Here is a 24791-nt window from a genome sequence, read left to right as displayed (position 1 = left end):
GGGGCCCCCTCAGGCCGCCCGGTCGCGGTGCGGGCGCGAGCGCAGCCAGGACGGCCGCCGGCTCGCCGCGGCGGGCGGGTCGCCGTCGCGCTCCGCGGTCCGGGTGATGTTGCGGACCATGCCGCCGAACACGATCCCGTGGAACGGCGCCACCGACCACCAGTACAGGTAGCCGGGCAGCCCGTGCGGGATGAACACGGCACGCTGGTGGTAGGTCGATCCGCCGGGCCGCGGGCGCACCGACATCTCCAGCCAGGCGCGTCCGGGCACCTTCATCTCCGCACGCAGCCGCAGGAGCCCCTCCTCGGGGTCGCGGTCGCAGCCGGGCGGCCGCGCTCCCCCGGGCTCGAGCAGCCGCTCGACCCGCCACCAGTCCAGTGCGTCCCCGGTGCGCAGGTCGTGCGGGTCGCGGCGGCCGCGGGACAGCCCGACGCCGCCGACCGCGCGGTCCATCCAGCCGCGCACCGACCAGGCCAGCGGGAACGAGTACCAGCCGCGCTCGCCGCCGATGCCCTCGACGACCGTCCACAGCCGTTCGGGGCTCGCGCTGCACGGCTGCTCGCGCTCGTCGAGGTAGACGTCGCCGCCGGCCCACTCCGGGTCGCTGGGCAGCGGGTCGGACGGCACGTTCTGCACGGTCGCGCCGGACCAGCGGGTCTCGACCTCGCCGTCGGTGATCCGCGACAGCGCCAGCTCGACGGCGCGGTCGTAGCCGATCAGGCCCTCCGGCGGGTCCGGCACCCAGCGCTTCAGGTCGTCCTCGGAGCAGACGACCTCGTGCACCAGCGACTCGATCAGCGGCTTCGCGATCGACTTGGGCACCGGGGTGACGACGTTGATCCAGTGCGCCGACAGCGACGGCGTCAGCACCGGCACCGGCAGCACCCGGCGCCGGGAGAGCCCGGCGACGCGGGCGTAGCGCTGCATCATCTCGAAGTAGGTCAGGATCTCCGGGCCGCCGATGTCGAACGTGCGGTTCAGCTCGGCGTCCGGTGCGTCGATCTCGGCGACCCGGATCAGGTAGCGCAGCACGTCGCGCACCGCGATCGGCTGGATCCGGTTGCGCACCCAGCGCGGGGTGACCATCAGCGGGAGCCGCTGGGTGAGGTAGCGCAGCATCTCGAAGCTCGCCGAGCCCGACCCGAGGATCACCGCGGCCTGCAGGACGATCGTCGGGACCCCGCAGCGCAGCAGCGTCTCCCCGACCTCCACCCGGGACGCGAGGTGCGCGGACAGGGCCCCGGCGTCGGTGTCGGGGTGCAGGCCGCCCAGGTAGACGATGCGCTTCACGCCGGCCGCGCGGGCGGCCTCGCCGAGGATCAGCGCCGCCCGCCGGTCGGTGGCGGCGAAGTCGGAGTCCGACAGGGAGTGCACCAGGAAGTAGACGACGTCGACGTCCTCGCAGGCCGCACGCACGCTGTCCGGGTCGAGCAGGTCGCCGCGGACGATCTCGGCGTCGGCGGCCCACGGCACGTCGGCGAGCTTGTCCGGGTCGCGGACGAGGCAGCGCACCCGCACCGGCCCGCGTGCGGGGTCGGGGACCAGGTCGGGCTCGGGGCCGTGCCCCAGGAGCCGGGGCGCGAGCCGCCCGCCGATGTAGCCGGTCGCACCGGTCACGAGATAGCGCACGCCCGCGATCGTCCCACCGGAGCCGCTGCGCGGCAGGGCGTGCGCCCGCCGTCGTCCCGGCCCGGTCTCAGCCCGCCGTCGCCGGTGGCGGCTCGCCCTCGCGCGCCAGCAGCGGGTCCACCGTGCGCGGCGCGGCCTCCCGGGACGCGGCCAGCGAGCGGACGGCGGCCGTGAGCACCGCGAGCAGCGGCACCGCCAGCAGTGCCCCCGCGATGCCGGCGATCACCACCCCGGTCGCGACCGCCAGCGCGACGGCCAGCGGGTGCAGCCGGACCGCGCGGCCCAGCAGCAGCGGCTGCAGCACGTGGCTCTCCAGCTGCTGCACCGCCAGCACCACCCCGAGGATCACCAGGGCGGGCACCGGCCCGCCGGTCACCAGGGCCACGAGCACGGCCACCGCACCGGTCAGCACCGCCCCGATGATCGGGACGAACGCGCCGAGGAACACCAGCGCGGCCAGCGGCAGCACGAACGGCACCCCGGTGAGCCACAGGCCCAGGCCGATGCCGGCCGCGTCGACGACGGCGACCAGCACCGTCGCCCGCACGTAGCCGACCAGCGACGCGAACGACCGCCGCGCGGCGACGTCGATCCGGGCCCGCCGCGCGCGGGGGGCGAGCAGCCGCACGAACGACCAGATGCGGCTGCCGTCGTGCAGCATGAAGATCAGGGTGAACAGGCACAGCGCGAAGCCGGCGAGGATCTCCCCGAGCGTCGCGGCGGTGCTCACCGCGCCGGAGGTCAACGTCTGCTGGTTGTCCCGCACCAGGACCATGAGCTGGTCGCCGAGGACGCCGACGTCGAGGTCGAACGGGGTCGCGTCGGCGAGCCGCTGCAGCGAGCCGATGTTGCCGGTGACCTCCTGCACCACGCCCGCGGTGCCGTCGACCAGGGTGCCGACGACGGCCGTCAGCAGGCCGCCGAGCGCGGCGAGCCCCCCGACCATCACCAGCGCCGTCGCGAGCGCGCGCGGCACCCGCCGCACGTGCAGCCACCGGACCAGCGGTGCCAGCAGGGCGGCCAGCAGCACGGCGATGGCCACGGGGACCACGACCACCCGCAGCTGGACCACCAGGAACACGAGCAGCGCCAGCCCGGCCGCGATGACGAGCAGCCGGGCGCAGACCTCGGAGGCGACGCGCAGCGGGCGCGGCACCTCCTGCAGCGCTCCGGTGTGCCGGCGGACCCGGGACGGGTGCCCGTCGTCGGCGGCCGGCGGCACCGCGCCCCCGCCGGGAGCGGCGGCCCGCCCGGTCCGCTCCGTCATGGTCCTGACGGTACGGGCGGTACGGGTACCCGGCGCGCCGCCCGGAACGGTGACGGACGTGGCCGCACGGACGGCCCAGCGCCCGGACGGACGGAGCAGTCACGGCGGCCGATCGTGACACTGCGTCGAACTACACCCGTGTAGTCGACACCCGACGATCCGTGCGCCGCACGGACGGGTGGCGCGGCTGTCACACACCGCCCGATCACGGCCCGGACGTGCCGGAGCTGCGTGCCCACGGACGTTCCGGGCACGCCACGGGCGCCCGCCGGCGGTGTCCGACGGTCACGCACTGCTCCAGCCGTAGGCATGATCGCCACTCTGCGTAGACAACACGGAGAGTCCCGGCCTGGCCACGCCACCCGTACGAGGGGACCTCGCGGCGGGTGCTGTCACCCCCGTTTCCCCGCTCGGGTGTCACCCGTTGACGGGGTGAGTGGGCCGAACGGCGGTACGGGACGTACTCGGTACGGACCAGACCACACGTCCACATACGACAGGGAGCAGGAGGTACGGCGGATGTACGAGCACGAGAGCGCAGCGGGTGGCCTCGAGTCGTCGATCCGGGCGCGCCGCGCCGCGCGGGACAGCTGGCCCTTCCCGGGCCGGCACGAGTCGCACCAGGAGATCGAGGAGGAGACGCCGATCTTCCACGCCCTGACGGTCGGCGGGTGGCGGGACAGCCGCCGCACCGGCACGACGGGCAACGCGGTGCGCCGGGTCCACCGGGGCACCGTCCGTACCACCCGGCGCACCGCGGAGGCGGTGGCGGCGTTCCACGCCGAGGCCGCCGTGCCGGCCCAGCACGAGCCGCACCCGCAGGCCGGGGACCGGGGCACCTGGAACGAGCCCGGCGACGCCGCCATGGTGATGCTGCGCCGCCGTCGCGACGCCGAGCGCGCCGCGGACCGGGCCGCGATCGCGGACCTGCTCGGCGGCGCCGGCCGGCACCGGCTGACCCGCACGGCCTGAGCCGGACGGGCGACGCGGCGATCGCGAGACGAGCACGAGGCAACCACGAGGCCCCCGGAGCGTCCCGGGGAGTAGCCGCAGGCGGGTGACCGCCGCGGTCGCACGGCAGGACCGGTGGGGACCGGGAGCGCCGAGGACGCACCAGGACATCCCGCGGACACACCTTGGGACCGCGGGATGAGGTGACGACCGGCTGGGGAGCTGGGTCGTCAGCACGCAAGGCGAGGGCCGGGACGGTGGTCGGAGGGAGCCGACCACCGCACCCGGCCCTCGCGCATGCGTGGACCCACCGGCACGAACGCGCGCGGCGCCGGTGGCGGTCGTCGCGCGGACCGGAACCGTGGGGAGCGCGGCTCCGGGCAGGGCGACGGGGTCGCGGGACGACGTCGGCCCGGACCCGTGTGGCGACATGATCGCCACGGAGTGTGACCGTATCGGGCGGCCGTCCGGGTCACAAGAGGGGATCAGCGATCGCCGCCGCCGTCCCGTCCGGCACATCCGTCCCCGGGTTCACCCGTGTCCCACCGGACGGTCGCACGACGCGCCGCGACGCGTGGCCGAATCGTTCCGCACGGTGACGCCCGGCGCTCTACCCTGCGGAGGATGAGCACCGACCCCGCGGCGACCGGCCCCCGCCGCACCGACCGCCCGCTCGACGAGGCCGGCGTCGCGACCGCGGTGCGCCGGGCCGCGGAGCGGGGGGCGACCGTCCGGCCGACCGGCGCGGGCGGTCGCGCGCCCGGCCCGCTCGTCCGGACCGAGGACGTGCTGCTGGACGTCTCGGCGCTCACCGGGATCGTCGAGATCGGCGAGGAGACCGTGCGGGTCCGCGCCGGGGAGACCGTCGCGGACCTCTGCGTCGCGCTCGCCGCGACCGGCCGGGCGCTGGCGACCGTCCCGGACGCGCCGCGCGCCACCGTCGGCGGTGCCACCGGGCTGGGCATGTACGGCGGCGCCCCCGCCCAGGGCTCGCTGTCGGACCAGGTGCGGGCCGTGCGCCTGGTCGACGGGCGCGGCACCGTCCGCGACATCACCGGCCCCGACCTCGACGCGGCCCGCTGCGGCCTCGGTGCGCTCGGCGTGGTCACCGCGCTGGAGCTGCGCACGGTGCCGCTCACGCGGCTGCGGGTGCACGAACGCGCGCTCGGGATCGACGAGGTCCTCGCCGAGGACCTGCTCGGCGCGCACGCCTGGACCGAGTGCGACGTCGCCGTCGGCCCGTCGGTGCACGCGGGCGCCGCGGTGCTGCGCTGGGCCGAGCCGGAGCCCGAGCCGACCGGCCCCGTCGAGCGCGCCGGGTGGGGGCAGGCGGTGTCGCGGCTGGCGTCGTCGTGGTGGTCGTCCGGGGTGGGGCTGCGGTCGGGCTGGCCGCCGCCGCAGCGCTGGGCGGCCGGCACCGCGGGACCGCCGCACGAGGTGCTGCCCGACCCGCAGCCGTGGGACCCGGACCTGTCGGAGTGGGCGGTGCCCCGGGACGCGCTGGGGAGCGTCCTGCGGGAGCTGGGCTCGGCCGTCGCGGCGCGGGGGCGTGAGCTGCGCCCGGTCCGGGTGCGCACCGGGCGGGCCGAGACCGGTCTGCTGCACCCCGCGTCCGGGCGGGACACCGCCTACCTGCGGCTGCGGACCCGCGGCCCGGCCGAGGAACCGGTGCGCCGGCTCGCCGGCGCCGTCTGCGAGGACGCCGCCGGGCGCCCGTGCTGGACGACCCGGCACGCCTGGGGCCCCGACGAGCTCGCCGTCGCCTACCCGGGATGGGAGGCGTTCCGGGCGGTGCGCGACCGCCTCGACCCGGACCGTCGCTTCACCGACCCGCACCTGGCCGCGGTCCTGGGCCGGTAGCGGCCCGGGCGCGGCGGCCGGGCCGGCTCAGAGGGCGCTGCGCAGCCGCGCCGAGATCGCCCGGACCGCGGTGAGCGACTCCCGCCGGTCGGCGCGGGTCGGCTCGCCGTCGGCGAGCACCTGCTCCCCGCCGACCCACACGTCGCGGACCAGGCGCGAGCCGCCCGCCCACACGAGGTTGGACACCAGCTGCGCGTCGTCGCCGGGGGCGACGAACGCGGAGTCGTCGGTGTCGACGTGCACGACGTCGGCCCGGCGGCCGGCCTCCAGCGCACCCAGGTCGTCGCGGCCGATCGCGTGCGCGGCGTCGGCGGTGCCCATCAGCAGCACGTCGGCGGCGGTGAGCGCGGCCGCGTCGTCGGCGCCGACGCGGGCGAGCAGGCCGGCGAGACGGGCCTGGTGCCACAGGTCGAGGTCGTCGCAGGACGCGGGCCCGTCGGTGCCCAGGCCGACCCGGACGCCGGCCCGGCGCAGGTCGAGCAGCCGCGCGGTCCCCGCGGCGAGCTTCGCGTTGGAGCCGGGGCAGTGCGCGACGGCGACGCCGTGCCGCGCGTAGAGGGCGATGTCGTCGTCGGACAGGTGCACCGAGTGCGCGGCCAGCACCCGCCCGCCCAGCGCGCCGTCGGCGTCGAGCATGGCCGGGACCGAGCCGTGCTCGGAGCGCAGGTGGGCGTCCTCGCCGCGGGACTCCGCGACGTGGGTGTGCACCAGCGCGCCCCGCTCGCGGGCGGCGGCGGCCACCGACGCCAGTGCCCCGGGCGGCAGCGTGTACGCCGAGTGCGGGCCGTAGCCGTACTCGATGCGGCCGTCGTCGCCGGGGACCAGGCCGTGCGCGTCGATCCGGGCGGAGACGTCGTCGCGCATCTGCTCCCAGGTGCCGAGCCGGTCCCAGCCCGGCGCGGCGATGATCCCCGGGGTCAGCACCGCCCGCGAGCCCGCCGTGCGCACGGCGTCGGCGAGGGCGTCGGTGAAGAAGTACATCTCGACGCTGGTGGTGCAGCCGGTCCGCAGCAGGTCCAGGCAGCCGGCGAGCATCCCGGCGTGCACGTCGGACTCGGTCAGCAACCCCTCGGCCGGCCACATGACCTCGGTCAGCCACGGCATCAGCGGCAGGTCGCCGCCCATCCCGCGCAGCAGCGACATCGGCGTGTGGCAGTGGGTGTTGACCAGGCCGGGCATGAGCAGCCCCGGCAGCGGGCGCACGACGGCGTCGGACGGGGGCGCGTCCACGGCCGGCCCGACCCACGCGATCCGGCCGGTCTCGTCGACGTCGACGACCGCGTCGCGCACGACGGGGAACCCCGGCGTGCAGGGCAGCGCGACCGGGGCGGTGAGGCGCTGCAGCACGGCCGCCACGTCAGCGGCGGTCGAGCAGCGAGCGCAGCGACCGGAACGGAGGCAGCCAGGCGCCCTCGTCGGGCAGGGTGTCGAGCGAGACGCGCGGCAGCGGCTCGCGGAACACGCCGTCGATGTCCTCGAGGTCGAGGAACGACAGCGTCTCCGAGGCCAGCGCGAACCCGGCGTACTCGCGGAAGCCGATCACCGTGACGTCGGTGCCGACCTCGATCAGCTTCTCCAGCGGCTCCCGGAACGCCCGCCCGTCCCCCGAGGCGACGACGACGTGGCGCAGCATGCCCTCGCCCGCGCGCAGGTCGATGTGGGCGAGCATGTCGTCGTCGACGTCGGAGTCCTCGCTGGTCTTCGGCTTGGCGAAGACGGCGAAACCCACGTTGCGCAGGGCCTCGACCCACGGCCGGACGATGTCGATGCTGCCGGGGGCGACGTTGGTGAACACGCACGCCTCGGCCTCGGCCTCCGGCCCGGCCAGGTCGAGCAGCCAGCGCCCGACGGCGTCGAAACGCGGCCGGTACGCCGAGGTGGGCCGCGCGCCGAGCAGCGAGCCGAGGCTCATGTCCATGTTCGGGGCGTCCCACACGAGCAGGACGCGCTCCAGCGGACCCGTCGGTCCGCCCCGGCCCTGCTGGCCGCCGTACTGCCCCGCGCCACTGCTCATGCCGGCGAGCCTAGCCGTCGCCCGCCGCGCCGACCCGGGGGATCGGGTGGGCGAGACTGTCCGGCATGGAGAACGCACCGGCCGACCCGCAGCAGGTCGCCCACGAGACGTCCGCCGTGATGAGGGCCGGCGACCGCGCCGGCCGGGCCGCGGGGGTGGAGGTCCCCGACGTCGCGCCGGGCCGGGCCGTGGCCACGCTGACCGTGGGGCCCGACCACGTGAACGGGCACGGCGTCTGCCACGGCGGCTACGTGTTCCTGCTGGCGGACACCGCGATGGCCTACGCCAGCAACGCCCACGGCGTGTCCGCGCTGGCGAGCGGGGCGGGCATCGACTTCCTGCGCCCGGCCCGCGAGGGCGAGACGCTGCGCGCGGAGGCCGTCGAGCGCTCCCGCAGCGGCCGCTCCGGGCTCTACGACGTCACCGTGTCCACCGCCGACGGCACGGTCGTCGCCGAGTTCCGGGGCCGGACCCGGCAGGTGCCGGGCCTGGCCCCGGTGGGCGATCAGGCCTGAGCGGCCGGGGGCCGCAGGCCGTGCGGCTCCAGGAACGCCGGGCGCAGGTCCGGGTCGGGCTCGTCGTAGTAGCGGTGGAAGACCGGTGTCTGCGAGCCCGACATCGGCGGCACGATCCAGCTCCAGTCCGCCGGGCAGCGCCGGCCCGCGGCCTCCTCCTTCGCGAGGAAGGTCAGGAACCGCTCGGACTCGCTGTAGTGGTCGGCCATCGTGACGCCGTCGGCGTCGAAGGAGTAGGTGACGGCGCGGACCAGCTCGACCATCGCCCGGTCGCGCCACATCGTGCGCACCGAGCGGGTGTCGAGGCCGAGCCGCTTCGCGATCTCGGGGAGCAGGTCGTAGCGGTCGGTGTCGGCGAGGTTGCGCGCGCCGACCTCGGTGTCGAGGTACCAGCCGTTGAACGGGGCGGCCGGGTAGACGACCCCGCCGATCTCCAGCGGCATGTTGCTGATCGCGGGCACCGAGTGCCAGCGCAGCCCGAGCCGGGCGAACCACGGGTGCTCGGGGTGGCGCAGCGGCACCTCGTGGACGGCGTCCGGCGGCACGTCGAACAGCCGGGACCGGCCGTCCGGCCCGGTGATGAGCAGCGGCAGCACGTCGAACCGGCCGGCCGGCTGCGGGCGCGGCCACCCCATCCCGACGACGTGGTCGGTGAAGTCGGCCTGGCCGGGGTCGCCGACGACGGAGCCGTCGGGGGCGCGGTGCCCGGCGTAGCGCACCAGCTGGTCGTTGCGGATCCGCGGGCCGGGGCGCCCGGGTGCGTCCGGCGCGAAGACCGTCATCGTCGAGCGGATCTTGCCGCCGCGGGTGGCGGCGCGCAGGTGCCCGACGCTCTCCTGCGCGACGTCGGCCGGGTCGTGCAGGTGGCGCAGGTCGCGGACCTGCAGCGACTGCCAGTACAGGCGCCCGATGCAGCGTGCGGAGTTGCGCCAGGCGATCCGGGCGCCGAACACGAGCTCGTGCGTGGTCTGGGTCCAGGTGCCGGTGCGGTCGATCTCGGCGCGGACCTGCCGCAGCCGGTCGGTCAGCGTGGTGCCCGGGTCGGTCTCGGCGTGGACCTGCCGCAGGAACTCCTCGGCGACGGCCGGGTCGACCGGGGCGGGGTCGCGCTCGTCGGCGACGCCGGGGGGCGGCGGGTGCCCGCCCGAGCGGCCGTGCCCGGTCACCGGGCAGCCGCCGGCCGGGGCCGGGGCGCGGACCAGCGTCGTCGCGGCCCCGGGCCCGTCGACCCGGTTCACCGCGGTCTGCTGCTCGGCCGGCGCGCCGGTCCGCCCGGGGACGGGCGCGGCGACGGTCGGGCGCTCGGGCAGCGGGGTCGCGACGGTCGCGCGTTCCACCGCGGGCCCGGCGGGCCGGACGGGGGCGACGGCGGTGGTGGCCTCGACCGGCCCGACGAGCGGCACCACCGCGACGACGCGGGTCGCGGCGGACTCCCCGGCCGTACCGGGACCCGACGGGGCGCCCGGCGCCGTGCTCGTCGTCGAGCGGGGCGTCGGGCTCGGCCGGAACCCGGGCGGTCGGCGGACCGGCCGGGTCGGAGCCGCGGGGGCGGGGTGCGAGTTCTTGCCGTGCTCCACCGTCGTCACGGGCGTCCTTCGGGGGTCACTCGGGCGGGGATCCGGGTCGGGGGTGCTCCCGACCGTAGTCGGTCACTCTCCGTGTGTCAGGCGTACCACCGGTGTGGTCGGCGACGTACAGCAGGTCGCGCACCGGTCGCCCCTCGACGTGGGCCCGGTCCTCGAACTTGGTGACCGGGCGCCACGGGGGACGCCCCTGCCAGCCGTCCGGACCGAGGGGGAACTCCCCGTCCGGACGCAGCGACGGCTCCGCCGCGACCACGCGGCGCATCTGCTCCGCGTAGTGCGGCCAGTCGGTGGCCAGGTGCAGCCGCCCCCCGGGACGCAGCCGTGACGCGGCCAGCGCGGCGAACCCCGGCTGGACCAGCCGGCGCTTGTGGTGGCGCCGCTTGGGCCACGGGTCGGGGAAGAAGATGCGCAGACCGTCCAGCGACCCGGCCGGGACGACCCGGGTCAGCAGCTCGACGGCGTCGCCGCGCAGCAGCCGCTGGTTGGTGAGCCCGGCCTGCTCGACGCGCATGAGCAGCTGGGCCAGGCCCGGCTCGTAGACCTCGACGGCCACGTGGTCGACGTCCGGCTCGGCCGCGGCCAGCAGCGCCGTCGTCTCGCCCATCCCGGAGCCGATCTCCAGGACGAGCGGGGCGTCGCGGCCGAACAGCGCGCGCCGGTCCCAGGTCCCGCCGGCGACGACGTCGTCGACCTCGCCGCCCCACACCGTCCACAGCCGGTCCCACGCGGACTGCTGGCCCTCGGAGAGGCGCACCCGCTGGTGGACGTAGGAGCGGATCCGGGTGTCGTGCGGGCGGGCGGTGGCCTGCTCAGGCACCGGTGCCGTTCCGCCCGGCCGGCATCCGCACGTGCGCGGTCGCACCGGGCAGCCGGCCGCGGACGTAGCCCGCGGCGGTGACGCCGAAGCAGGCGACGATCGCGGCGGCGGAGGCGGGGTTGCGCTCCTTCGCCTCCCGGATGACCCCGGCGGGCAGCACCTTCATCGTGTAGCTGCTCTCGGTGGACAGCGAGTCCCCGGTGCCGACGACCTTGGAGACGGCCGCCTTGGAGATGCCCTCGGCCCAGCCGCGGCGCAGCAGGTAGCGCCAGGAGACGCGGTCGTCGGACACCCGGTGGTCGACGGCGGCCTTCGGCTCGAACAGGATCCGCGGGTTCCGGCCGTCGGCGACGTAGGCCTGCCGGGCCCGGATGCAGAGCTCGGTCTCCTCGCAGCCCAGCGGGTTCTTGCCGATCCGGCCCATGTCCTCGGCGAAGCCGCCGACGCGGGTGAACACCGCGGCGCGCAGGGACATGTTGCAGCCCATGAGGTTACGCATCTCGGCGCGCTCGGTGGGCTGGCCGGTGTAGGTGCAGCCGACGACCCAGTCGAGCTCGCCGGTGGCGTTCGGGTCGCCGGGGGCCGCGCCGGGCAGCGTCCGCGGACGCCCGTCGGGCCACCTCGGGTGCGCGACCCCGCCGACGCCGATGACGTCCGGGTCCTCGTACGGGGCGAGGAGCGCGTGCAGCCAGCCGGGCCGGGCGGCGGCGTCGTCGTCGAGGAAGACGACGACCTCGCCCGAGGCCAGCTCGACCGCGGTGTTGCGGGCACCGGACAGGCCCTGGGTCCGGTCGTTGGCGACCACGACGACGCCGCGGGGGCCGAACTCGCGTTCGGCCCGCTCGCGCAGGCGCTCGTTGTGGTCGACGACGACGATCGTCTCCAGCGGCACGACGTCCTGGGCCAGCACCGACTCCACGGCGGCCTTGATGTCGAACCAGCGCTTCTCGGTGTAGACGCAGACCACCACGCTGGCGGTCGGCAGGGCGCTCACGGCGTTCGGCTCCTCATGCTGCGGTTCCCCGGCGGGGGCGGCCGGGGGGCGGCAGCGCGCTCCTAGCGGGCGTAGCCCGAGGACTTGCGGCGCTGCTCCATGCGACGGTGCTCGGCCATCAGGGTACGCAGCACCCGGGTGCCGTCGGCGAAGGTCCGCAGGTTGGTCTCGCCGAACATGCGCTCCCGCTCGACCGACGGCACCTCGGTGATCGTCAGGTCGGCCGCGGCGACGCGGCAGTTGAGCACGGTCTCGATCTCGAAGCCGTCGCCCCAGAGCATCGAGCCGTCCTCCGGCTGCGGCGCGGCCGGGTCCGGGAGCTCGAGCTGCGGGAGCAGGTCGGCCCAGAAGGCGTTGTAGCCGTAGCAGAGGTCGGAGTACCGGGTGCCGAACAGCCGGTTGGCGACGGTGTTCAGGCCGGCGTTGCCGGACTTGCGCAGCAGCGTGATGTCGTCGCTGCCGCCGCCCTTGCAGAAGCGGCTGCCCTTGGCGAAGTCGGCGCCCTTGACCAGCGCGTCGACGAAGGCCGGGATCTCGTTCGGGTCCGCCGAGCCGTCCGCGTCGAACATGACGATGACGTCGCCGGTGGCGGCGGTGAAGCCGCAGGCCATCGCGTTGCCCTTGCCCTTGCGGGTCTGGGTGATGACGCGGGCCCAGGGCAGCGTGCGGCGCGCGACGGCGACGGTGTTGTCGGTCGAGTTGCCGTCGACGACGATCACCTCGTGCACGGCCGGGCGGACCGCGGCGATGGCCGGCAGCACGATCTCCAGGTTCCGTGCCTCGTTGCGGGTCGGCACGATGACCGACACGGCGGGGTTCGCGCTGCGGCGCGGCGCCGGGCGCGGCCGCGGCCGGCGGAAGCCCTCGGGGCCCTCCGGCTGCGGGGCCAGGGGCGCACGCCCACCGGGTCGGGCAGGGGTCGCCGGGAACGACGACTGTCCGGCACCGGCACCGTTCTGACGCCCGGGGCGCGCGGGGGCGCTCGCATCGGGCGTGACGGTCGGGCGGGCGGGCGTAACGGCGCTCACACTTCCTCCATACAGGTCCGCTTACTCGTCCAACGACGGGATCACGGTCCGGTTGCGGTTCTCGTGTCGGGCGTCTTCGGGATGGCCCGATACGAGGGACGTCTCGTGGGGTCAGGGGGTTGCCCCGGACGGCTGATTCGTCCGGATCCGCCGCGCGGTTCAGCCCGACCCATGAGAGAGCGGGGTGATCGCGCGGGGCCGCCTGCGCAGTCCTACGCATCCGCCCGGCGGTCCGCGCACGCAGACTCCGTGCATGGTCCCCGATCCGCTGTCCGCCATGGTCTCCGGCCCGCGTGACGCGGTGGCGCACGGCCTGTCCTACGGGCTGTCCGCGCAGGTCGAGGCGCTGTGCGCGGCCGCGCTGCGCCGGCCCGGGCGGGCGGCCGACGCGCGCTGGTGGGCCGACCGGCTGTCCCCTCTGGACCGGGCGCTCGACGATCACCGGCGGCGCCGTCACGGGCCGCCGGTCCGGCGTCGCGCCGCGGCCGCGGCACTACGACGAGAGGGTCCCCGAGTGACACACATCACTCACGTTCCGTCACCGCCCGACGGGGCCGCCCTGGCCCTCGCGGCGGCCGCGGCGCTCCCGGACGGCCGCCCGGGCCGACGGCTGGGCGCGCTGCTGCCGGTCGTGCCCGCACTGCCCGCCGCCGTCGCGGTGGCCCGGTCGCTGCCGGCGTCCGGGCCGGGGACGGTGCTCGTGGCCGCCGGTCTCGCCCTCCTGGCCGGTGCGGCGGTGGCGGTCCGGCTGCGGGCGGCCCGCGGGTCCCGGGACCGGGAGTGCGTGCGCCGGGTGCGGGCGGCCGTGCTCGCCGCGGCGCAGCGCGCGCTCACGGCACCGGCGGCCGGCCCGTACGGGGCGCGCCGTGCGGGGTGACCGGATGCGCCGGGGCGTCCCGGCGGGGTCGACGGCCCTCGCGGCGGCGGCCGCGGCCCTGCCTGCGCCGTGGTGGACCCGGGTGGGACCCGGCGCCCCCGGCCCGGCGGGGTTCGTCCCGGTCAGCGGGCCCGCCGCCCGCGACACCGACGGCGACGGCATCGCCGAGACCCTGCTCGTCGACACCGTGTCCGGCCCCGCCCTGTGGACCGACACCGACGGCGACGGCCTGGCCGACGCGGTGACCGGCCTGGTCGCCGGGACCGGCTGAGCCGCGCCCGGGTCAGTCCTCGGGCTGCTCGGAGGGGCTGCGGTCGTCGCGGTCGCCGCCGGCCTGGCCGCGGCGGAAGCGTCCGACGCCGCGGCGCTGCTCGGCGATCGAGCGGTCGATGTCCGCGGAGACCTTCATCTGGCGGCGCCGCTCGCGGATGCGCAGCAGCACCAGCATCGAGACGCCGTAGGCGACGCCGACGAGGAGCAGGACGACGCCGATCTTGAACACGATGGTCTGCACCGCGCTGCCCGTGTCCACCTCGATGATCGAGATCATCCCGAGCACGCCGAGGGTCAGCAGGTGGAACAGCACCACCAGCAGGCGGTTGATCGAGTGCGCCGTCTCCTTGTTCTGGAAGACGTCCTCCAGGAACGGCTGCCCGGAGCGGAGCAGGATCTGGCCGACACCGACCGTGATCACCACACCGATCACGACCAGCGCGAGATAGCTGCCGGTTCCCTCCACAGTGGGACCCTCCCCGTGCGTGAGCAGAGTTGGAGACTACCCCGAGCGACGGCGCCGACGCGCTCTGCGGCGGTCGGGTTCACCCCTTTCCGGAGCGTGCGGCGAGCAGCCCGCGCAGGGTGTCGAGCAGCTCGTCGGTCGGCACCCCGCCGGTCAGCGGCGCGCCGGTGAGCGTGCGCAGGTAGAGGCCGTCGCCGACGAGCTGGACCAGCCACGCGACGACCGGGTCCTCGATCTCCTCGCGCAGGGCGGCCAGGCCGTCGGCGTCGACGGCGGCGAGCGCGCCGCGGGCGGACTCGCCGGAGGTGGTGCCGTCGGCGATGCGCAGGGTCGCGAGGTAGGTGCGGGTCAGCCCGACCGGCGACTCCCCGCCGGGCATCGAGGTGCGCAGGTAGTAGGCGACGGTGCCGGCCGCGTCGGAGCGCATGAGCTCGGCGTCGCGGGCGCTGCGCTCGCGCAGCCGGTCCAGCAGGCCGCCGACCAGGGACTCCTTGGAGTTGAAGTGGTAGAGCAGCCCGCCCTTGGACACCTCGGCCGCCGCGGCGACGGCGTCCAGCGTCGCGCCGCCGGGGCCCTGCTCGATGAGCAGCGTCTCGTAGGCGTCGAGCACGCGGTCGCGCGCCGATCCGCCGCCGCGCGTGCGCGCGGTCCGCTCGGTCATCGCCACAGCCTAGCCACCGTGCGTCGTCTCACAGTCGCGCCCGGGAATGGACTGTACCGTCTGGACGGTATAAAGATGTACCGTCCGGACGGTAAAGTTCCGTCCGGGTCCACCCACCACGACGAGGGAGAACGGCGATGTCACGGCCGGAGATCGGCGCACCGACGGCGACGGGGAACCCGACGGCGGACGCCCCCGGTGGCCCGGGCGCCCGCGCGTGGCTCGCGCTCGCCGTGCTGACGATCCCCACGCTGCTGGTCTCGATCGACAACACGGTGCTCGGCGTCGCGCTGCCCGAGCTCAGCGCCGCCCTGCGCCCGGACGCCTCGACCCTGCTGTGGGTCGTCGACGTCTACCCGCTGGTGCTGGCCGGGCTCCTCGTGACGATGGGGACCCTCGGCGACCGGATCGGCCGTCGCCGGTTGCTGATGATCGGCGTCGCCTGCTTCGGGGCCGTCTCGCTGCTCGCCGCGTTCGCGACCTCGGCCGCGCAGCTGGTCGCCGCGCGGGCGCTGCTCGGCGTCTTCGGCGCGATGCTGATGCCGTCCACACTGGCCCTGCTGCGCTCGGTGTTCCTCGACCGGACGCACCGCAGGCTCGCGCTCGCGATCTGGGCGACCGGGTTCGCCGCGGGGGCCGCGCTCGGCCCGATCGTCGGCGGGCTGCTGCTGGAGCACTTCTGGTGGGGCTCGATCTTCGTGATGAGCGTGCCGCCGATGGCGCTGCTGCTCGTCGTCGCGCCGCTGGTCGTCCCGGAGTCGCGCGAGCCGCACCCGGGCCGCCTGGACCTCGTGGGCGTCGCGCTGTCGCTGCTGGCGATGGGCCCGCTGGTGCTGGCGCTCAAGCTCGCCGGGTCCGGCAGCCCCCTGCCGGCCGTGGCGGCGACGGCGGCGCTGGGCGTGGCGGCGGCCGCGCTGTTCGTCGTCCACTACCGGCGACGCGTGCGCCGCGGCCTGGACCCGCTGATCGACCTGGAGCTGTTCGCGCGCCCGGTGCTGCGACACAGCGCGCTGGCCAACGCGACGACCATGTTCGGCCTCACCGGCCTGCTGTTCTTCTCCGCGCAGTACCTGCAGCTCGTGCTCGGCGCGTCCCCGCTGCACGCCGGGCTCCTGCTGCTCCCGGGGTTCGCGGTGACGGTCGTGGCCGGGCTCGCCGCGGCCCGGCTGGCCCGCCGGTTCGCCCTGCACCAGCTCGTCGCGACCGGGCTCGCGCTGGTCCTCGCCGGCTACGTGGCCTGCCTGTTCCTGGCGGTCGACTCCGCGGTGGCGCTGCTCATGGCGGCCGCGGTGCTGATCGGTGCGGGGATCGGGCTGTCGGAGACGGTCACCAACGACGCCATCCTCGCCGCCGCCCCGCCGGAGAAGGCGGGCGCCGCCGCGGCGGTGTCGGAGACCGCCTACGAGGTCGGGGCCGTGCTGGGCACCGCGCTCGTCGGCGGGGTCCTGTCGGCGGTCTACCGGGCGGGGGTCGTGCTGCCCCAGGGCGCGCCGGCCTCGGCCGGGGAGACCCTCGGCGGGGCCGCGGACGCCGCCCGCACGCTCCCAGCCGACGCCGCGTCGGAGCTGCTGGCCTCCGGCCGGGAGGCCTTCGTGCAGGGCGTGGACGTCGCCGCGGGGACGGCCGCGGTGGTCGTCGCGGTGGTCCTGCTGACGGCCGGGCTCGGCCTGCGCCGGGCGCACCGGGCGGTGCTGGCGGCGGGCGCCTCGGGGGTCGGGGCCACGGACGACCTGGCCGCGTCCCGGCGCTGAACCGGGCCCGCTCGTCGCACGGTGTGATCGGCGGGTGACCACCCGTGACGGTCATGGGTGACCGTCCGGCCGCCCGGACGGGTGGTTCCGGCGACGCGCGGCCGTGCCGGACCCTCGTCCGGCGGATCCCGGCTGCCCCGGCTGGTTCACTACGGCTCGTCCGCGGCGGCCGGTGCCGGTCGCCGGTGCCGACTCCACACGGGAGACAGCCGTGCCGTACGAGGTGGTCAGCGCCTACACCCTGGTCCTCGGCGAGGATCCCGCCGGCGTGGCGGTCCCGGACGGGGACGGGGACGCGGACGGGCCGGGCGCCCGGCCCGAGGTCTCGGTGCACACCACGGCCGAGGACGCCTGGCGGGCGCTCGACGCCGGCGTCCGCGAGCGCTGCGGGATGCGGCCCCGCCCGCGCCGCCGGATCGACCCGGACGCGGTCGTCCGGCTCGCCGACGCGTGGCGGGCCGGCGACCCCGGGGCGCGCTACTGGCAGGTCACCGCGCACCGGCTCCCGATCATGGTCCCGGAGCTCGCCCGCGCGGTCGTCCCGGCCCGCTCCACCGCTTCGGTTCTCGAAGGGCGTAAGTCGGTTCCGACAATGCGTTGAATCGGACCGTTCCGGTTCGCGGGTTGATTTCCCTGCCGTCCGTCCGGGGAATTCGCACGCCCCGTCACCGGCCGTGCGGGAATCCGTCGCCGGGTCCGGGTTGCGTTGGTGTGACAAGCCCGTCACCTGGGCCGACAGCCCCGGCACCCCGTGCCTTCTGGATCGATTTACATGATCGGTGCTGTGCCTGACCTCTCAACTCCGCCCATGGGTGGGGCCCTATTTCGCAGGTAGCCTCGGAAACCACCTTTTCCCGTCTGGGCCCGTTTCCGACTCCGGTCGCGGGCCCGTCGTAGTTCCCCCGGAGGACGGGCCGGGGCCGGCGAGGAGAACAGGACGACATGACTGCAGCGACCGTTCCGGGAACCGACAAGGCACCGACCACCAACCAGGGCGTCGCGGCCTGGGTCCAGGAGATCGCGGAGCTGACCACCCCGGACCGCGTCGTGTGGTGCGACGGGTCCGAGCAGGAGTGGACGCGGCTGACCGACCAGCTGGTCGAGGCCGGGACGCTCACGCGCCTGGAGAAGAAGCCGAACTCGTTCTACGCCGCCTCCGACCCCGACGACGTCGCGCGCGTCGAGGAGCGCACCTACATCTGCACCGAGACCGAGCGCGGTGCCGGGCCCACCAACAACTGGATGGCGCCCGCGGAGATGAAGCAGACGATGAGCGGGCTCTACCGCGGCGCCATGGCGGGCCGGACCATGTACGTGGTCCCGTTCTGCATGGGCCCGACCGACTCGGACGACCCCATGCTGGGTGTCGAGATCACCGACTCCGAGTACGTCGTCATCTCGATGAAGATCATGACGCGGATGGGCGCGGACATCCTCCCGCTGCTCGACGCGGCCGGTGACCGCTGGGTCAAGGCGCTGCACTCGATCGGCGCCCCGCTGGCCGAGGGCCAGGCCGACGTGCCGTGGCCGTGCAACGAGACCAAGTACATCTCCCACTTCCCCGAGACCCGCGAGATCTGGAGCTTCGGCTCCGGCTACGGCGGCAACGCGCTGCTCGGCAAGAAGTGCTACGCGCTGCGCATCGCCTCGGCCATCGCCCACGACGAGGGCTGGCTCGCCGAGCACATGCTGATCCTCAAGCTGATCTCGCCGGAGGAGAAGGCGTACTACGTCGCGGCGGCCTTCCCGAGCGCCTGCGGCAAGACCAACCTCGCGATGCTGCAGCCGACCGTGCCCGGCTGGCGCGCCGAGACCGTCGGCGACGACATCGCGTGGATGCGCTTCGGCGAGGACGGCCGGCTCTACGCCATCAACCCGGAGTTCGGCTTCTTCGGCGTCGCGCCGGGCACCAACTGGAAGACCAACCCCAACGCGATGCGGACCATCGAGGCCGGCAACGCGCTGTTCACCAACGTCGCCCTGACCGACGACGGCGACGTCTGGTGGGAGGACCTCGAGGGCGACCCGCAGCACCTGACCGACTGGAAGGGCAACGACTGGACGCCCGACTCGGACGTCAAGGCCGCGCACCCGAACTCCCGCTACACCGTGCCGATCGGGCAGTGCCCGGTCGTCGCCCCCGAGTGGGACGACCCGCAGGGCGTGCCGATCTCGGCGATCCTGTTCGGCGGTCGTCGCAAGACCACCGTCCCGCTGGTCACCGAGGCGCGCAGCTGGCAGCACGGCACCTTCATGGGCGCCACGATGTCGTCGGAGAAGACCGCGGCCGCGGCCGGCACCGTCGGCGAGGTCCGCCGCGACCCGATGGCGATGCTGCCCTTCCTCGGCTACAACGTCGGCGACTACTTCGCGCACTGGGTCGCCACCGGCAAGAACGCCGACGCCGACAAGCTGCCGAAGATCTTCTACGTCAACTGGTTCCGCCGCGGCGAGGACGGCCGCTTCCTGTGGCCGGGCTTCGGCGAGAACAGCCGCGTCCTGAAGTGGTGCGTCGAGCGCATGGAGGGCACGGCGGCCGCCGTCGACACCCCGATCGGCTTCGTGCCGACCGCCGACCAGATCGACCTCGAGGGCGTCGACGCCGAGCGCGCCGACGTCGAGGCCGCCCTGGCCGTGGACGTCGAGGAGTGGAAGGCCGAGATCCCGCTCATCGAGGAGTGGTTCGCCACGATCGGCGACGGCAACCTGCCGTCCTCGATCCGCGACGAGTTCGAGGCCCTCAAGCAGCGTCTCGGCGCCTGACCGCGCGCCCGTCCGGAGCCCCCGCACCCACCCGGTGCGGGGGCTCCGTGCCGTGCGGGCCCCCGGCCCCGTGTCCGGACCGTGACGCCCGATCCCGGTGACACCACCGTTTGCGGGACGTAACGTTGCGCCGCGTACCGGCTCGACGAGGAGCCGGTCGCGCACGGTGCACGGAACGGGGGCGGGGATGGTCACGACGGAGCGACCGGAGGGGCCCGGGGGCCGGGGCACGGGTAGCGCCCGTCGCCGGGACCCGAGGCAGATCGCGATCTGGACGGCCGTCGCCGTCGTCGGGGCGGTGGCCTGGGCGATCGTCGCGTTCGTCCGCGGCGAGGAGATCTCGGCGGCCTGGCTGGTGTTCGCCGCGGTCGCCTCCTACGCGATCGCCTACCGCTTCTACTCGCGGTTCATCGCCCGCCGGGCCCTGCAGGTCGACGACACCCGCGCCACCCCGGCCGAGCGCCTCGACGACGGCCAGGACTTCCAGCCCACCGACCGCCGGGTGCTGTTCGGGCACCACTTCGCGGCCATCGCCGGGGCGGGCCCGCTCGTCGGCCCGGTCCTCGCGGCGCAGATGGGCTACCTGCCCGGCACGATCTGGATCATCGTCGGCGTCATCTTCGCCGGCGCGGTGCAGGACATGGTCACGCTGTTCTTCTCCACCCGCCGCAGCGGGCGCAGCCTCGGCCAGATGGCCCGCGAGGAGATCGGGCCGGTCGGCGGGATCGCGGCCATCGTCGCGGTGCTGGCGATCATGGTCATCCTGCTGGCGGTGCTGGCGCTGGTCGTCGTGCAGGCGCTCGCGGACTCGCCGTGGGGCACGTTCTCGCTGGCGATGACGATCCCGATCGCGCTGTTCATGGGCTTCTACCTGCGCTACCTGCGCCCCGGGAAGATCATCGAGGTGTCGGTGGTCGGCGTCGTGCTGATGCTGCTGGCCATCGTCGGCGGCGGCTGGGTGCAGGACTCCGCGATCGGCGAGGTCTTCCACCTGACCGCGAACCAGCTGACCCTGGCCCTGGTCGTCTACGGCTTCGCCGCGTCGGTCCTGCCGGTCTGGATGCTCCTCGCGCCGCGCGACTACCTGTCGTCGTTCATGAAGGTCGGCGTGATCGTGCTGCTGGCCGCGTCGATCCTGCTGGCCTGGCCGTCGCTGCAGATGGACGCGCTGACCCGCTTCGCCTCCGACGGGCAGGGCCCGGTCGCCGCGGGCTCGCTGTTCCCGTTCGTGTTCATCACGATCGCCTGCGGCGCGCTGTCCGGCTTCCACGCGCTGGTCGCCTCGGGCACCACGCCCAAGCTGATCCAGAAGGAGTCGCAGGTCCGGGTCATCGGCTACGGCGCGATGCTCACCGAGTCCTTCGTCGCGATCATGGCGCTGGCCGCGGCCTGCATCCTCGACCCCGGCCTCTACTTCGCGATGAACATGCCGGCCACCGTGCTCGGGCCGACCGTCGAGACCGCCTCGGCGGCCGTGCAGCAGATCGGGTTCACCATCTCCCCCGCCGACCTCACCGCGGCCGCGCAGGCCGTCGAGGAGCAGACCCTGGTCGGTCGCACCGGCGGGGCGCCGACGCTGGCCGTCGGGCTGTCGACGGTGTTCTCGCAGGTCTTCGGCGGCGAGGCGCTGCGCGCCTTCTGGTACCACTTCGCGATCATGTTCGAGGCGCTGTTCATCCTCACCACGGTGGACGCCGGCACCCGCGTCGGGCGCTTCATCCTGCAGGACACCGTCGGCAACGTGTGGCCGCGCTTCAAGGACACGAGCTGGAAGCCGGCGGCGTGGATCTCCAGCGCCGTGATCGTCGGCGCCTGGGGCTACCTGCTCTACGCCGGCGTCAACGACCCGCTCGGCGGGATCTACCAGCTCTTCCCGCTGTTCGGGATCGCGAACCAGCTGCTCGCGGCGGTCGCCCTCGCGGTGTGCACCACGCTGCTCATCCGCACCGGCCGTGCGCGCTACGCGTGGATCACCCTGGTGCCGCTGGTGTTCGACGCCGTCGTCACGCTCACGGCCAGCTACCAGAAGATCTTCTCGGACAACCCCAAGCTAGGGTTCTGGGCCCAGCGCGACCAGTACCAGGCCGCACTGGACGCCGGGAAGACGAGCCTGGGCACGGCCAAGACCGTCGAGGCGATGCAGAAGGTCGTGTTCAACACGACCCTGGACACCGCGCTGACCGCGCTGTTCGCCGTGCTGATCGTCATCGTGCTGGCCGACTCGGTCCGGGTGTGGATCACCGCGCTGAACGGGCGGCCGCTGCCCGGCGGGTCCGAGGACCCGTGGGTCGAGTCCCGCATCCAGGCACCCTCCGGGCTGATCGCGACCCGCGAGGAGCGCGAGCTCGCCCGCAGCGGCGGCTCCGGGTGAGCCGGCTGCGCGCGGCCTGGGACCTGGTGCGCGAGCTCGCCGGGGAGCGCGACTACGAGCGCTACCTCGCCCACCGCGCCCGGTACCACCCCGGCGAGCCGGTCCTGGGCGAGCGGGAGTTCTGGCGCGAGCGGACCGACCGGCAGGAGCGCGTGGCGTCCGCGCGGTGCTGCTGACACCCCGTTTCACTCGGATGGGGCAGTGTTCCCGGCGGGCCGGTCACCCAGTGTGGACGGCGGAGGGCGCCCGGGTGGCGTCGTCGCACCGTGTCGGCAAGATCGGCCCAGCGTGACGGCCCGGCGGGTAGCCTTTCGCCGGGACACCGGGCCGCCCGACGGGCGGCTCCGCTCCCGCCGCGTGCCCCGAACGGGACCCGTCGCCGTCGCAGATCGTGACCGGCGTCGCCCGGTTCCGGGCGGGACCACGCGGTGGAGGCGGAACACCGGGCGCGTCGCGGCGATACACACCGTGGACGCCCTTCCCGGGGCGGTGACACACGTACGGCGGAGGTAGGGACGAGATGCTGGACGTCCGGGTGTCCGGGGACACGGACACCGACGCGCTCGTGGCGTTCGTCGAGCGGCTGGCAGGAGCGGGTCGTGGCGGTGCGGCGGTGCGGACGGCGGCGGGCCGGGTGACCGCCGACGTGCGCGGCGGCCGGATCCCGGCCGGCCTGCGGACGCTGTCCGCGGCGCTGGGCAGCCCCGCGGCACCCCGCCCCGAGGAGGACCCCGCCCACCCGGCGACGCTGCTCGGCGTGGTCGCCGAGGAGCCGTTCGTGGTGCTCTCCGACTCCACCCCCGGCGAGCTCGCCCGCGCACTGGCCGAGCTGACCGGCTACGGCATGCGCGTCCTGCTGACCGGCGCCCCCGCCGAGCGGGTCGCGGCCGTGCACGACGCGCTGCCCGTGACCGTCGAGGGCCGGGTCGCCACCTCCTTCCCCGCGATGGCGGTGCCCGAGCTGCAGCGGCTGCGCCGGCTGCTCGCCCGCGTCGGCGGCGACCGCGACGCCGGTCGCGGCCGGCGGCTGCCCGAGGCCGGCACGCTGCCCGGCCCGGACGACGTCGCGGGCTGCTGCGAGCGTGCCGCCCGGACCGTCGTGGGCTCCGAGACCGGTGAGGCCCGGGTCGTCCCCGGCCTGCTGCGCGACCTCGACGCCGACCGCCGCGGCGCGGTCACCCAGGTCGCCCGCTGCGTGCTGCGCTCGCTGGAGGGCCTGGCCCAGGGCGCGGACGCCGAGCGTCTGCGCGACGTCGTCGGCCGCCTGGTCCACCAGGGCCTGCGCGCCGAGTTCGAGGCGCTGCAGGGCCACACCGCCCGCCAGCGCGACGACCGGGCGCGGTTCGCCGCGGGCCCGCGCGTCGAGGTGCTCGAGCCGGCGGAGCCCGGCGGCGACGACGTGATCCGCCGCTACCTGGACTTCCTCGACGCCGGCGGCCGCACGCGCAGCTACTTCCGCCCGCAGGAGCAGAAGGCGGCCGACGCGCACCTGCGCCGGTTCCGCGTCGACGGGCAGGGCCCGCAGACCCACGACCACCTCGCCGCGGTCGTCAACCACCTCGACCTCGCCCGCCGCGACGACGAGATCGCCCGGCTGTGCGCGGTGCTGGGGCTGCCGATCCCGCGCGACGCCGCCGAGCTGCCCGCGCTGGTCGCGACCCTGGACCGGGTCGCGGCGACCGCACGGTCGGTCGGCGCGCTGCGGCACGACGTGCTGTTCCTGCAGCAGGACTCGCCGGTGTCGGTGCCCGACCTGGCCGCCGCGGAGCGGGTCGCCCGCGCCATCGTCGACTACGACGAGCAGGGCGACCCGGCCGAGGCCGCCGACGAGCTGGAGCGCCTGGCCGCGGCCTGCGCCGGCGCGGTGCCCGACGCGGAGCGGACCCCGGAGCACGAGGCCGTGGTCGCGGCGCTGCGCGCGCACGACGCGGCGGCCTACACCGCCGCGCTGGAGGAGCTGGACCGCGCCCGGCGCGAGGTCGCCGACCACGACGAGCTGGACCGGCTGCTCGCCGAGCTGGCCGCCACCCACCCGACGCTCGCCGAGACCTGGGCCGCCGACGCCGGCAGGGGCGTCCCCGGCTTCGGCATGGTCGTCACGACCCCGCTCGACGACGTGCTGGCCGAGCTGCCCGGCAGCGACACCGCCGACCTCGTCGTCGTGCTCGGCGCCGGGGCCATGCAGGCCGACGGGCTGCTGCTCACCGCGGCCGCCCCGCGGATGCTCGCCGTCGTCGGTGACGAGCCGCGCGCCGCGTCCTCGGGCACGACCCTGCTGGAGGTCCTCAACCAGGCCTCGGCGCGCTTCCTGCGCGGCACCGGCGACCGCACCGCCGCGACGCCCGCACCGGAGCCCGCGGTCCCGGCCGTCCCGCCGCTGTCGTCGGTCCCGGCGGCGCGTGCGTCGGCGGAGACCCCGGCGCCGCAGGCGACCGAGGTGCCGGCCCCGCGGCCCGCGCCGCGCCCGGCCCCGGAGCCCCGCGGCGACGAGCCGTTCCGCCCGTCCGCGCCGTCGGCGATGGCCCCGGGCCCGCGCCCGGCCGTCACCGGGGGCCGGGAGGACTGAGCCTCAGCTGCTCGCGCGGATCGCGGTGGCGACCCGGCCGAGCAGCACGAACGGGTCCGCACCGGACGGCTCGGACCGTTCCCAGCGCCGTCCGGACCCGGGCTCGGCGGGCAGGTACAGCGTCCACTCGCCCGGGGCGGGGTCGTCGCACCGCAGCTGCGCCAGCGACGTCGACGACCACGCCGCACCCAGCTCGGGGAACGCGGGCGGCCGCCGGTCGAGGATCGTGACGGTGCTGCCCGCCGTGGTGTAGGCGATCCGGCGGCGGTCGCTCGCGTCGTCGGGCACCTGCTCGGTGCACCACGTCGCGAGCTGCACGCGGACCTGCTCCGGGACTCCCATGGCGCGACATGGTCCCGGATCGCGGGGCGCGGACGGAAGGGCCGGACCGCTAGCGTCCGG

22 protein-coding genes are annotated in these 24791 nt (G+C 75.6%); 11 read left to right on the top strand and 11 right to left on the bottom strand.

Features of this window, described 5'->3' with window-relative positions; all coding sequences use genetic code 11:
• Nucleotides 1–9: 9 nt before the first annotated feature.
• Nucleotides 10–1629, bottom strand: a complete 1620-nt coding sequence (locus WJX68_RS22930) for an SDR family oxidoreductase (RefSeq protein ID WP_340294543.1) — start codon at nucleotides 1627–1629, stop codon at nucleotides 10–12.
• 67 nt (nucleotides 1630–1696) lie between these two features.
• Nucleotides 1697–2896: an AI-2E family transporter gene (locus tag WJX68_RS22925; protein WP_340294541.1), complete on the bottom strand. Its 1200-nt coding sequence runs from the start codon at nucleotides 2894–2896 to the stop codon at nucleotides 1697–1699.
• Between the two features lie 519 nt (nucleotides 2897–3415).
• On the opposite strand from WJX68_RS22925, the gene WJX68_RS22920 reads away from it, so the two are divergent.
• Nucleotides 3416–3868 carry a hypothetical protein gene (locus WJX68_RS22920; RefSeq protein ID WP_340294539.1) on the top strand — a complete coding sequence of 151 codons (453 nt, stop codon included), beginning with the start codon at nucleotides 3416–3418 and terminating at the stop codon, nucleotides 3866–3868.
• A gap of 603 nt (nucleotides 3869–4471) precedes the next feature.
• Nucleotides 4472–5707, top strand: coding sequence for an FAD-binding protein (locus WJX68_RS22915; RefSeq protein WP_340294537.1), 1236 nt, complete (start codon nucleotides 4472–4474; stop codon nucleotides 5705–5707).
• 27 nt (nucleotides 5708–5734) lie between these two features.
• Here the strand turns inward: WJX68_RS22915 and WJX68_RS22910 are convergent, their stop codons facing one another.
• Entirely contained in the window at nucleotides 5735–7054 is a 1320-nt protein-coding gene (locus tag WJX68_RS22910; RefSeq protein ID WP_340294535.1) for an amidohydrolase family protein, read from the bottom strand.
• Between the two features lie 10 nt (nucleotides 7055–7064).
• On the bottom strand, nucleotides 7065–7721 hold the full coding sequence (locus WJX68_RS22905; RefSeq protein WP_340294533.1) for an NYN domain-containing protein: 657 nt from the start codon (nucleotides 7719–7721) through the stop codon (nucleotides 7065–7067).
• Nucleotides 7722–7786: 65 nt separating this feature from the next.
• On the opposite strand from WJX68_RS22905, the gene paaI reads away from it, so the two are divergent.
• Nucleotides 7787–8236 (top strand): hydroxyphenylacetyl-CoA thioesterase PaaI, encoded by a 450-nt coding sequence (paaI, locus tag WJX68_RS22900; RefSeq protein ID WP_340294531.1) that lies wholly within the window; start codon nucleotides 7787–7789, stop codon nucleotides 8234–8236.
• Here the strand turns inward: paaI and WJX68_RS22895 are convergent.
• The 4 genes from WJX68_RS22895 to WJX68_RS22880 form a co-directional block, all read right to left on the bottom strand.
• A complete protein-coding gene (locus WJX68_RS22895; protein WP_422785759.1) occupies nucleotides 8227–9822 on the bottom strand; it encodes a nitric oxide synthase oxygenase in 1596 nt (531 codons plus the stop codon). The genes paaI and WJX68_RS22895 overlap by 10 nt on opposite strands.
• A gap of 16 nt (nucleotides 9823–9838) precedes the next feature.
• Nucleotides 9839–10639, bottom strand: a complete 801-nt coding sequence (gene trmB / locus WJX68_RS22890; protein ID WP_340294529.1) for a tRNA (guanosine(46)-N7)-methyltransferase TrmB — start codon at nucleotides 10637–10639, stop codon at nucleotides 9839–9841.
• Nucleotides 10632–11633 (bottom strand): glycosyltransferase family 2 protein, encoded by a 1002-nt coding sequence (locus WJX68_RS22885; RefSeq protein ID WP_340294527.1) that lies wholly within the window; start codon nucleotides 11631–11633, stop codon nucleotides 10632–10634. Before WJX68_RS22885 ends, trmB begins: the two co-directional genes overlap by 8 nt.
• Nucleotides 11634–11695: 62 nt before the next feature.
• Entirely contained in the window at nucleotides 11696–12442 is a 747-nt protein-coding gene (locus tag WJX68_RS22880) for a glycosyltransferase family 2 protein (protein ID WP_340294525.1), read from the bottom strand.
• 472 nt (nucleotides 12443–12914) lie between these two features.
• Between WJX68_RS22880 and WJX68_RS22875 the strand changes: the two genes are divergently transcribed.
• Complete coding sequence (locus tag WJX68_RS22875) at nucleotides 12915–13538, top strand: hypothetical protein (RefSeq protein WP_340294523.1); 624 nt, start codon at nucleotides 12915–12917, stop codon at nucleotides 13536–13538.
• 4 nt (nucleotides 13539–13542) lie between these two features.
• Nucleotides 13543–13809 carry a DUF6802 family protein gene (locus WJX68_RS22870; protein ID WP_340294521.1) on the top strand — a complete coding sequence of 89 codons (267 nt, stop codon included), beginning with the start codon at nucleotides 13543–13545 and terminating at the stop codon, nucleotides 13807–13809.
• Between the two features lie 12 nt (nucleotides 13810–13821).
• On the opposite strand, the gene WJX68_RS22865 is transcribed toward WJX68_RS22870, so the two are convergent.
• Entirely contained in the window at nucleotides 13822–14277 is a 456-nt protein-coding gene (locus WJX68_RS22865; protein ID WP_340294519.1) for a hypothetical protein, read from the bottom strand.
• Between the two features lie 79 nt (nucleotides 14278–14356).
• Nucleotides 14357–14938 carry a TetR/AcrR family transcriptional regulator gene (locus WJX68_RS22860; protein WP_340294517.1) on the bottom strand — a complete coding sequence of 194 codons (582 nt, stop codon included), beginning with the start codon at nucleotides 14936–14938 and terminating at the stop codon, nucleotides 14357–14359.
• 137 nt (nucleotides 14939–15075) lie between these two features.
• Between WJX68_RS22860 and WJX68_RS22855 the strand changes: the two genes are divergently transcribed.
• From WJX68_RS22855 to WJX68_RS22830, 6 genes are all read left to right on the top strand, one after another.
• On the top strand, nucleotides 15076–16689 hold the full coding sequence (locus tag WJX68_RS22855; RefSeq protein WP_340294515.1) for an MFS transporter: 1614 nt from the start codon (nucleotides 15076–15078) through the stop codon (nucleotides 16687–16689).
• Between the two features lie 211 nt (nucleotides 16690–16900).
• Nucleotides 16901–17290: a hypothetical protein gene (locus tag WJX68_RS22850; protein WP_340294513.1), complete on the top strand. Its 390-nt coding sequence runs from the start codon at nucleotides 16901–16903 to the stop codon at nucleotides 17288–17290.
• Nucleotides 17291–17631: 341 nt separating this feature from the next.
• The gene (locus WJX68_RS22845) at nucleotides 17632–19452 is read left to right on the top strand and encodes a phosphoenolpyruvate carboxykinase (GTP) (RefSeq protein WP_340294511.1); all 1821 of its coding nucleotides are present in this window, start codon (nucleotides 17632–17634) and stop codon (nucleotides 19450–19452) included.
• Nucleotides 19453–19639: 187 nt separating this feature from the next.
• Nucleotides 19640–21823, top strand: a complete 2184-nt coding sequence (locus tag WJX68_RS22840) for a carbon starvation CstA family protein (protein WP_340294509.1) — start codon at nucleotides 19640–19642, stop codon at nucleotides 21821–21823.
• On the top strand, nucleotides 21820–21999 hold the full coding sequence (locus WJX68_RS22835) for a YbdD/YjiX family protein (protein WP_340294507.1): 180 nt from the start codon (nucleotides 21820–21822) through the stop codon (nucleotides 21997–21999). Before WJX68_RS22840 ends, WJX68_RS22835 begins: the two co-directional genes overlap by 4 nt.
• Nucleotides 22000–22343: 344 nt before the next feature.
• On the top strand, nucleotides 22344–24389 hold the full coding sequence (locus WJX68_RS22830; RefSeq protein WP_340294505.1) for a hypothetical protein: 2046 nt from the start codon (nucleotides 22344–22346) through the stop codon (nucleotides 24387–24389).
• Nucleotides 24390–24392: 3 nt separating this feature from the next.
• Here WJX68_RS22830 and WJX68_RS22825 read toward each other — a convergent pair whose 3' ends face one another.
• On the bottom strand, nucleotides 24393–24731 hold the full coding sequence (locus WJX68_RS22825; RefSeq protein WP_340294503.1) for a DUF3024 domain-containing protein: 339 nt from the start codon (nucleotides 24729–24731) through the stop codon (nucleotides 24393–24395).
• Between the last annotated feature and the right edge of the window lie 60 nt (nucleotides 24732–24791).

It is taken from the genome of Pseudonocardia spirodelae (assembly GCF_037727765.1).
GTDB lineage: Bacteria > Actinomycetota > Actinomycetes > Mycobacteriales > Pseudonocardiaceae > Pseudonocardia > Pseudonocardia spirodelae.
This window is presented reverse-complemented; position numbering and strand designations above follow the sequence as displayed.

Coding starts and splice junctions, on each gene's coding strand:
- WJX68_RS22840 (WP_340294509.1), top strand. CDS start 19,640: ATGGTCACGACGGAGCGACCGGAGGGGCCCGGGGGCCGGGGCACGGGT.
- WJX68_RS22845 (WP_340294511.1), top strand. CDS start 17,632: ATGACTGCAGCGACCGTTCCGGGAACCGACAAGGCACCGACCACCAAC.
- WJX68_RS22825 (WP_340294503.1), bottom strand. CDS start 24,731: ATGGGAGTCCCGGAGCAGGTCCGCGTGCAGCTCGCGACGTGGTGCACC.
- paaI (WP_340294531.1), top strand. CDS start 7,787: ATGGAGAACGCACCGGCCGACCCGCAGCAGGTCGCCCACGAGACGTCC.
- WJX68_RS22875 (WP_340294523.1), top strand. CDS start 12,915: ATGGTCCCCGATCCGCTGTCCGCCATGGTCTCCGGCCCGCGTGACGCG.
- WJX68_RS22920 (WP_340294539.1), top strand. CDS start 3,416: ATGTACGAGCACGAGAGCGCAGCGGGTGGCCTCGAGTCGTCGATCCGG.
- WJX68_RS22870 (WP_340294521.1), top strand. CDS start 13,543: ATGCGCCGGGGCGTCCCGGCGGGGTCGACGGCCCTCGCGGCGGCGGCC.
- WJX68_RS22860 (WP_340294517.1), bottom strand. CDS start 14,938: ATGACCGAGCGGACCGCGCGCACGCGCGGCGGCGGATCGGCGCGCGAC.
- WJX68_RS22855 (WP_340294515.1), top strand. CDS start 15,076: ATGTCACGGCCGGAGATCGGCGCACCGACGGCGACGGGGAACCCGACG.
- WJX68_RS22830 (WP_340294505.1), top strand. CDS start 22,344: ATGCTGGACGTCCGGGTGTCCGGGGACACGGACACCGACGCGCTCGTG.
- WJX68_RS22915 (WP_340294537.1), top strand. CDS start 4,472: ATGAGCACCGACCCCGCGGCGACCGGCCCCCGCCGCACCGACCGCCCG.
- WJX68_RS22925 (WP_340294541.1), bottom strand. CDS start 2,896: ATGACGGAGCGGACCGGGCGGGCCGCCGCTCCCGGCGGGGGCGCGGTG.
- WJX68_RS22905 (WP_340294533.1), bottom strand. CDS start 7,721: ATGAGCAGTGGCGCGGGGCAGTACGGCGGCCAGCAGGGCCGGGGCGGA.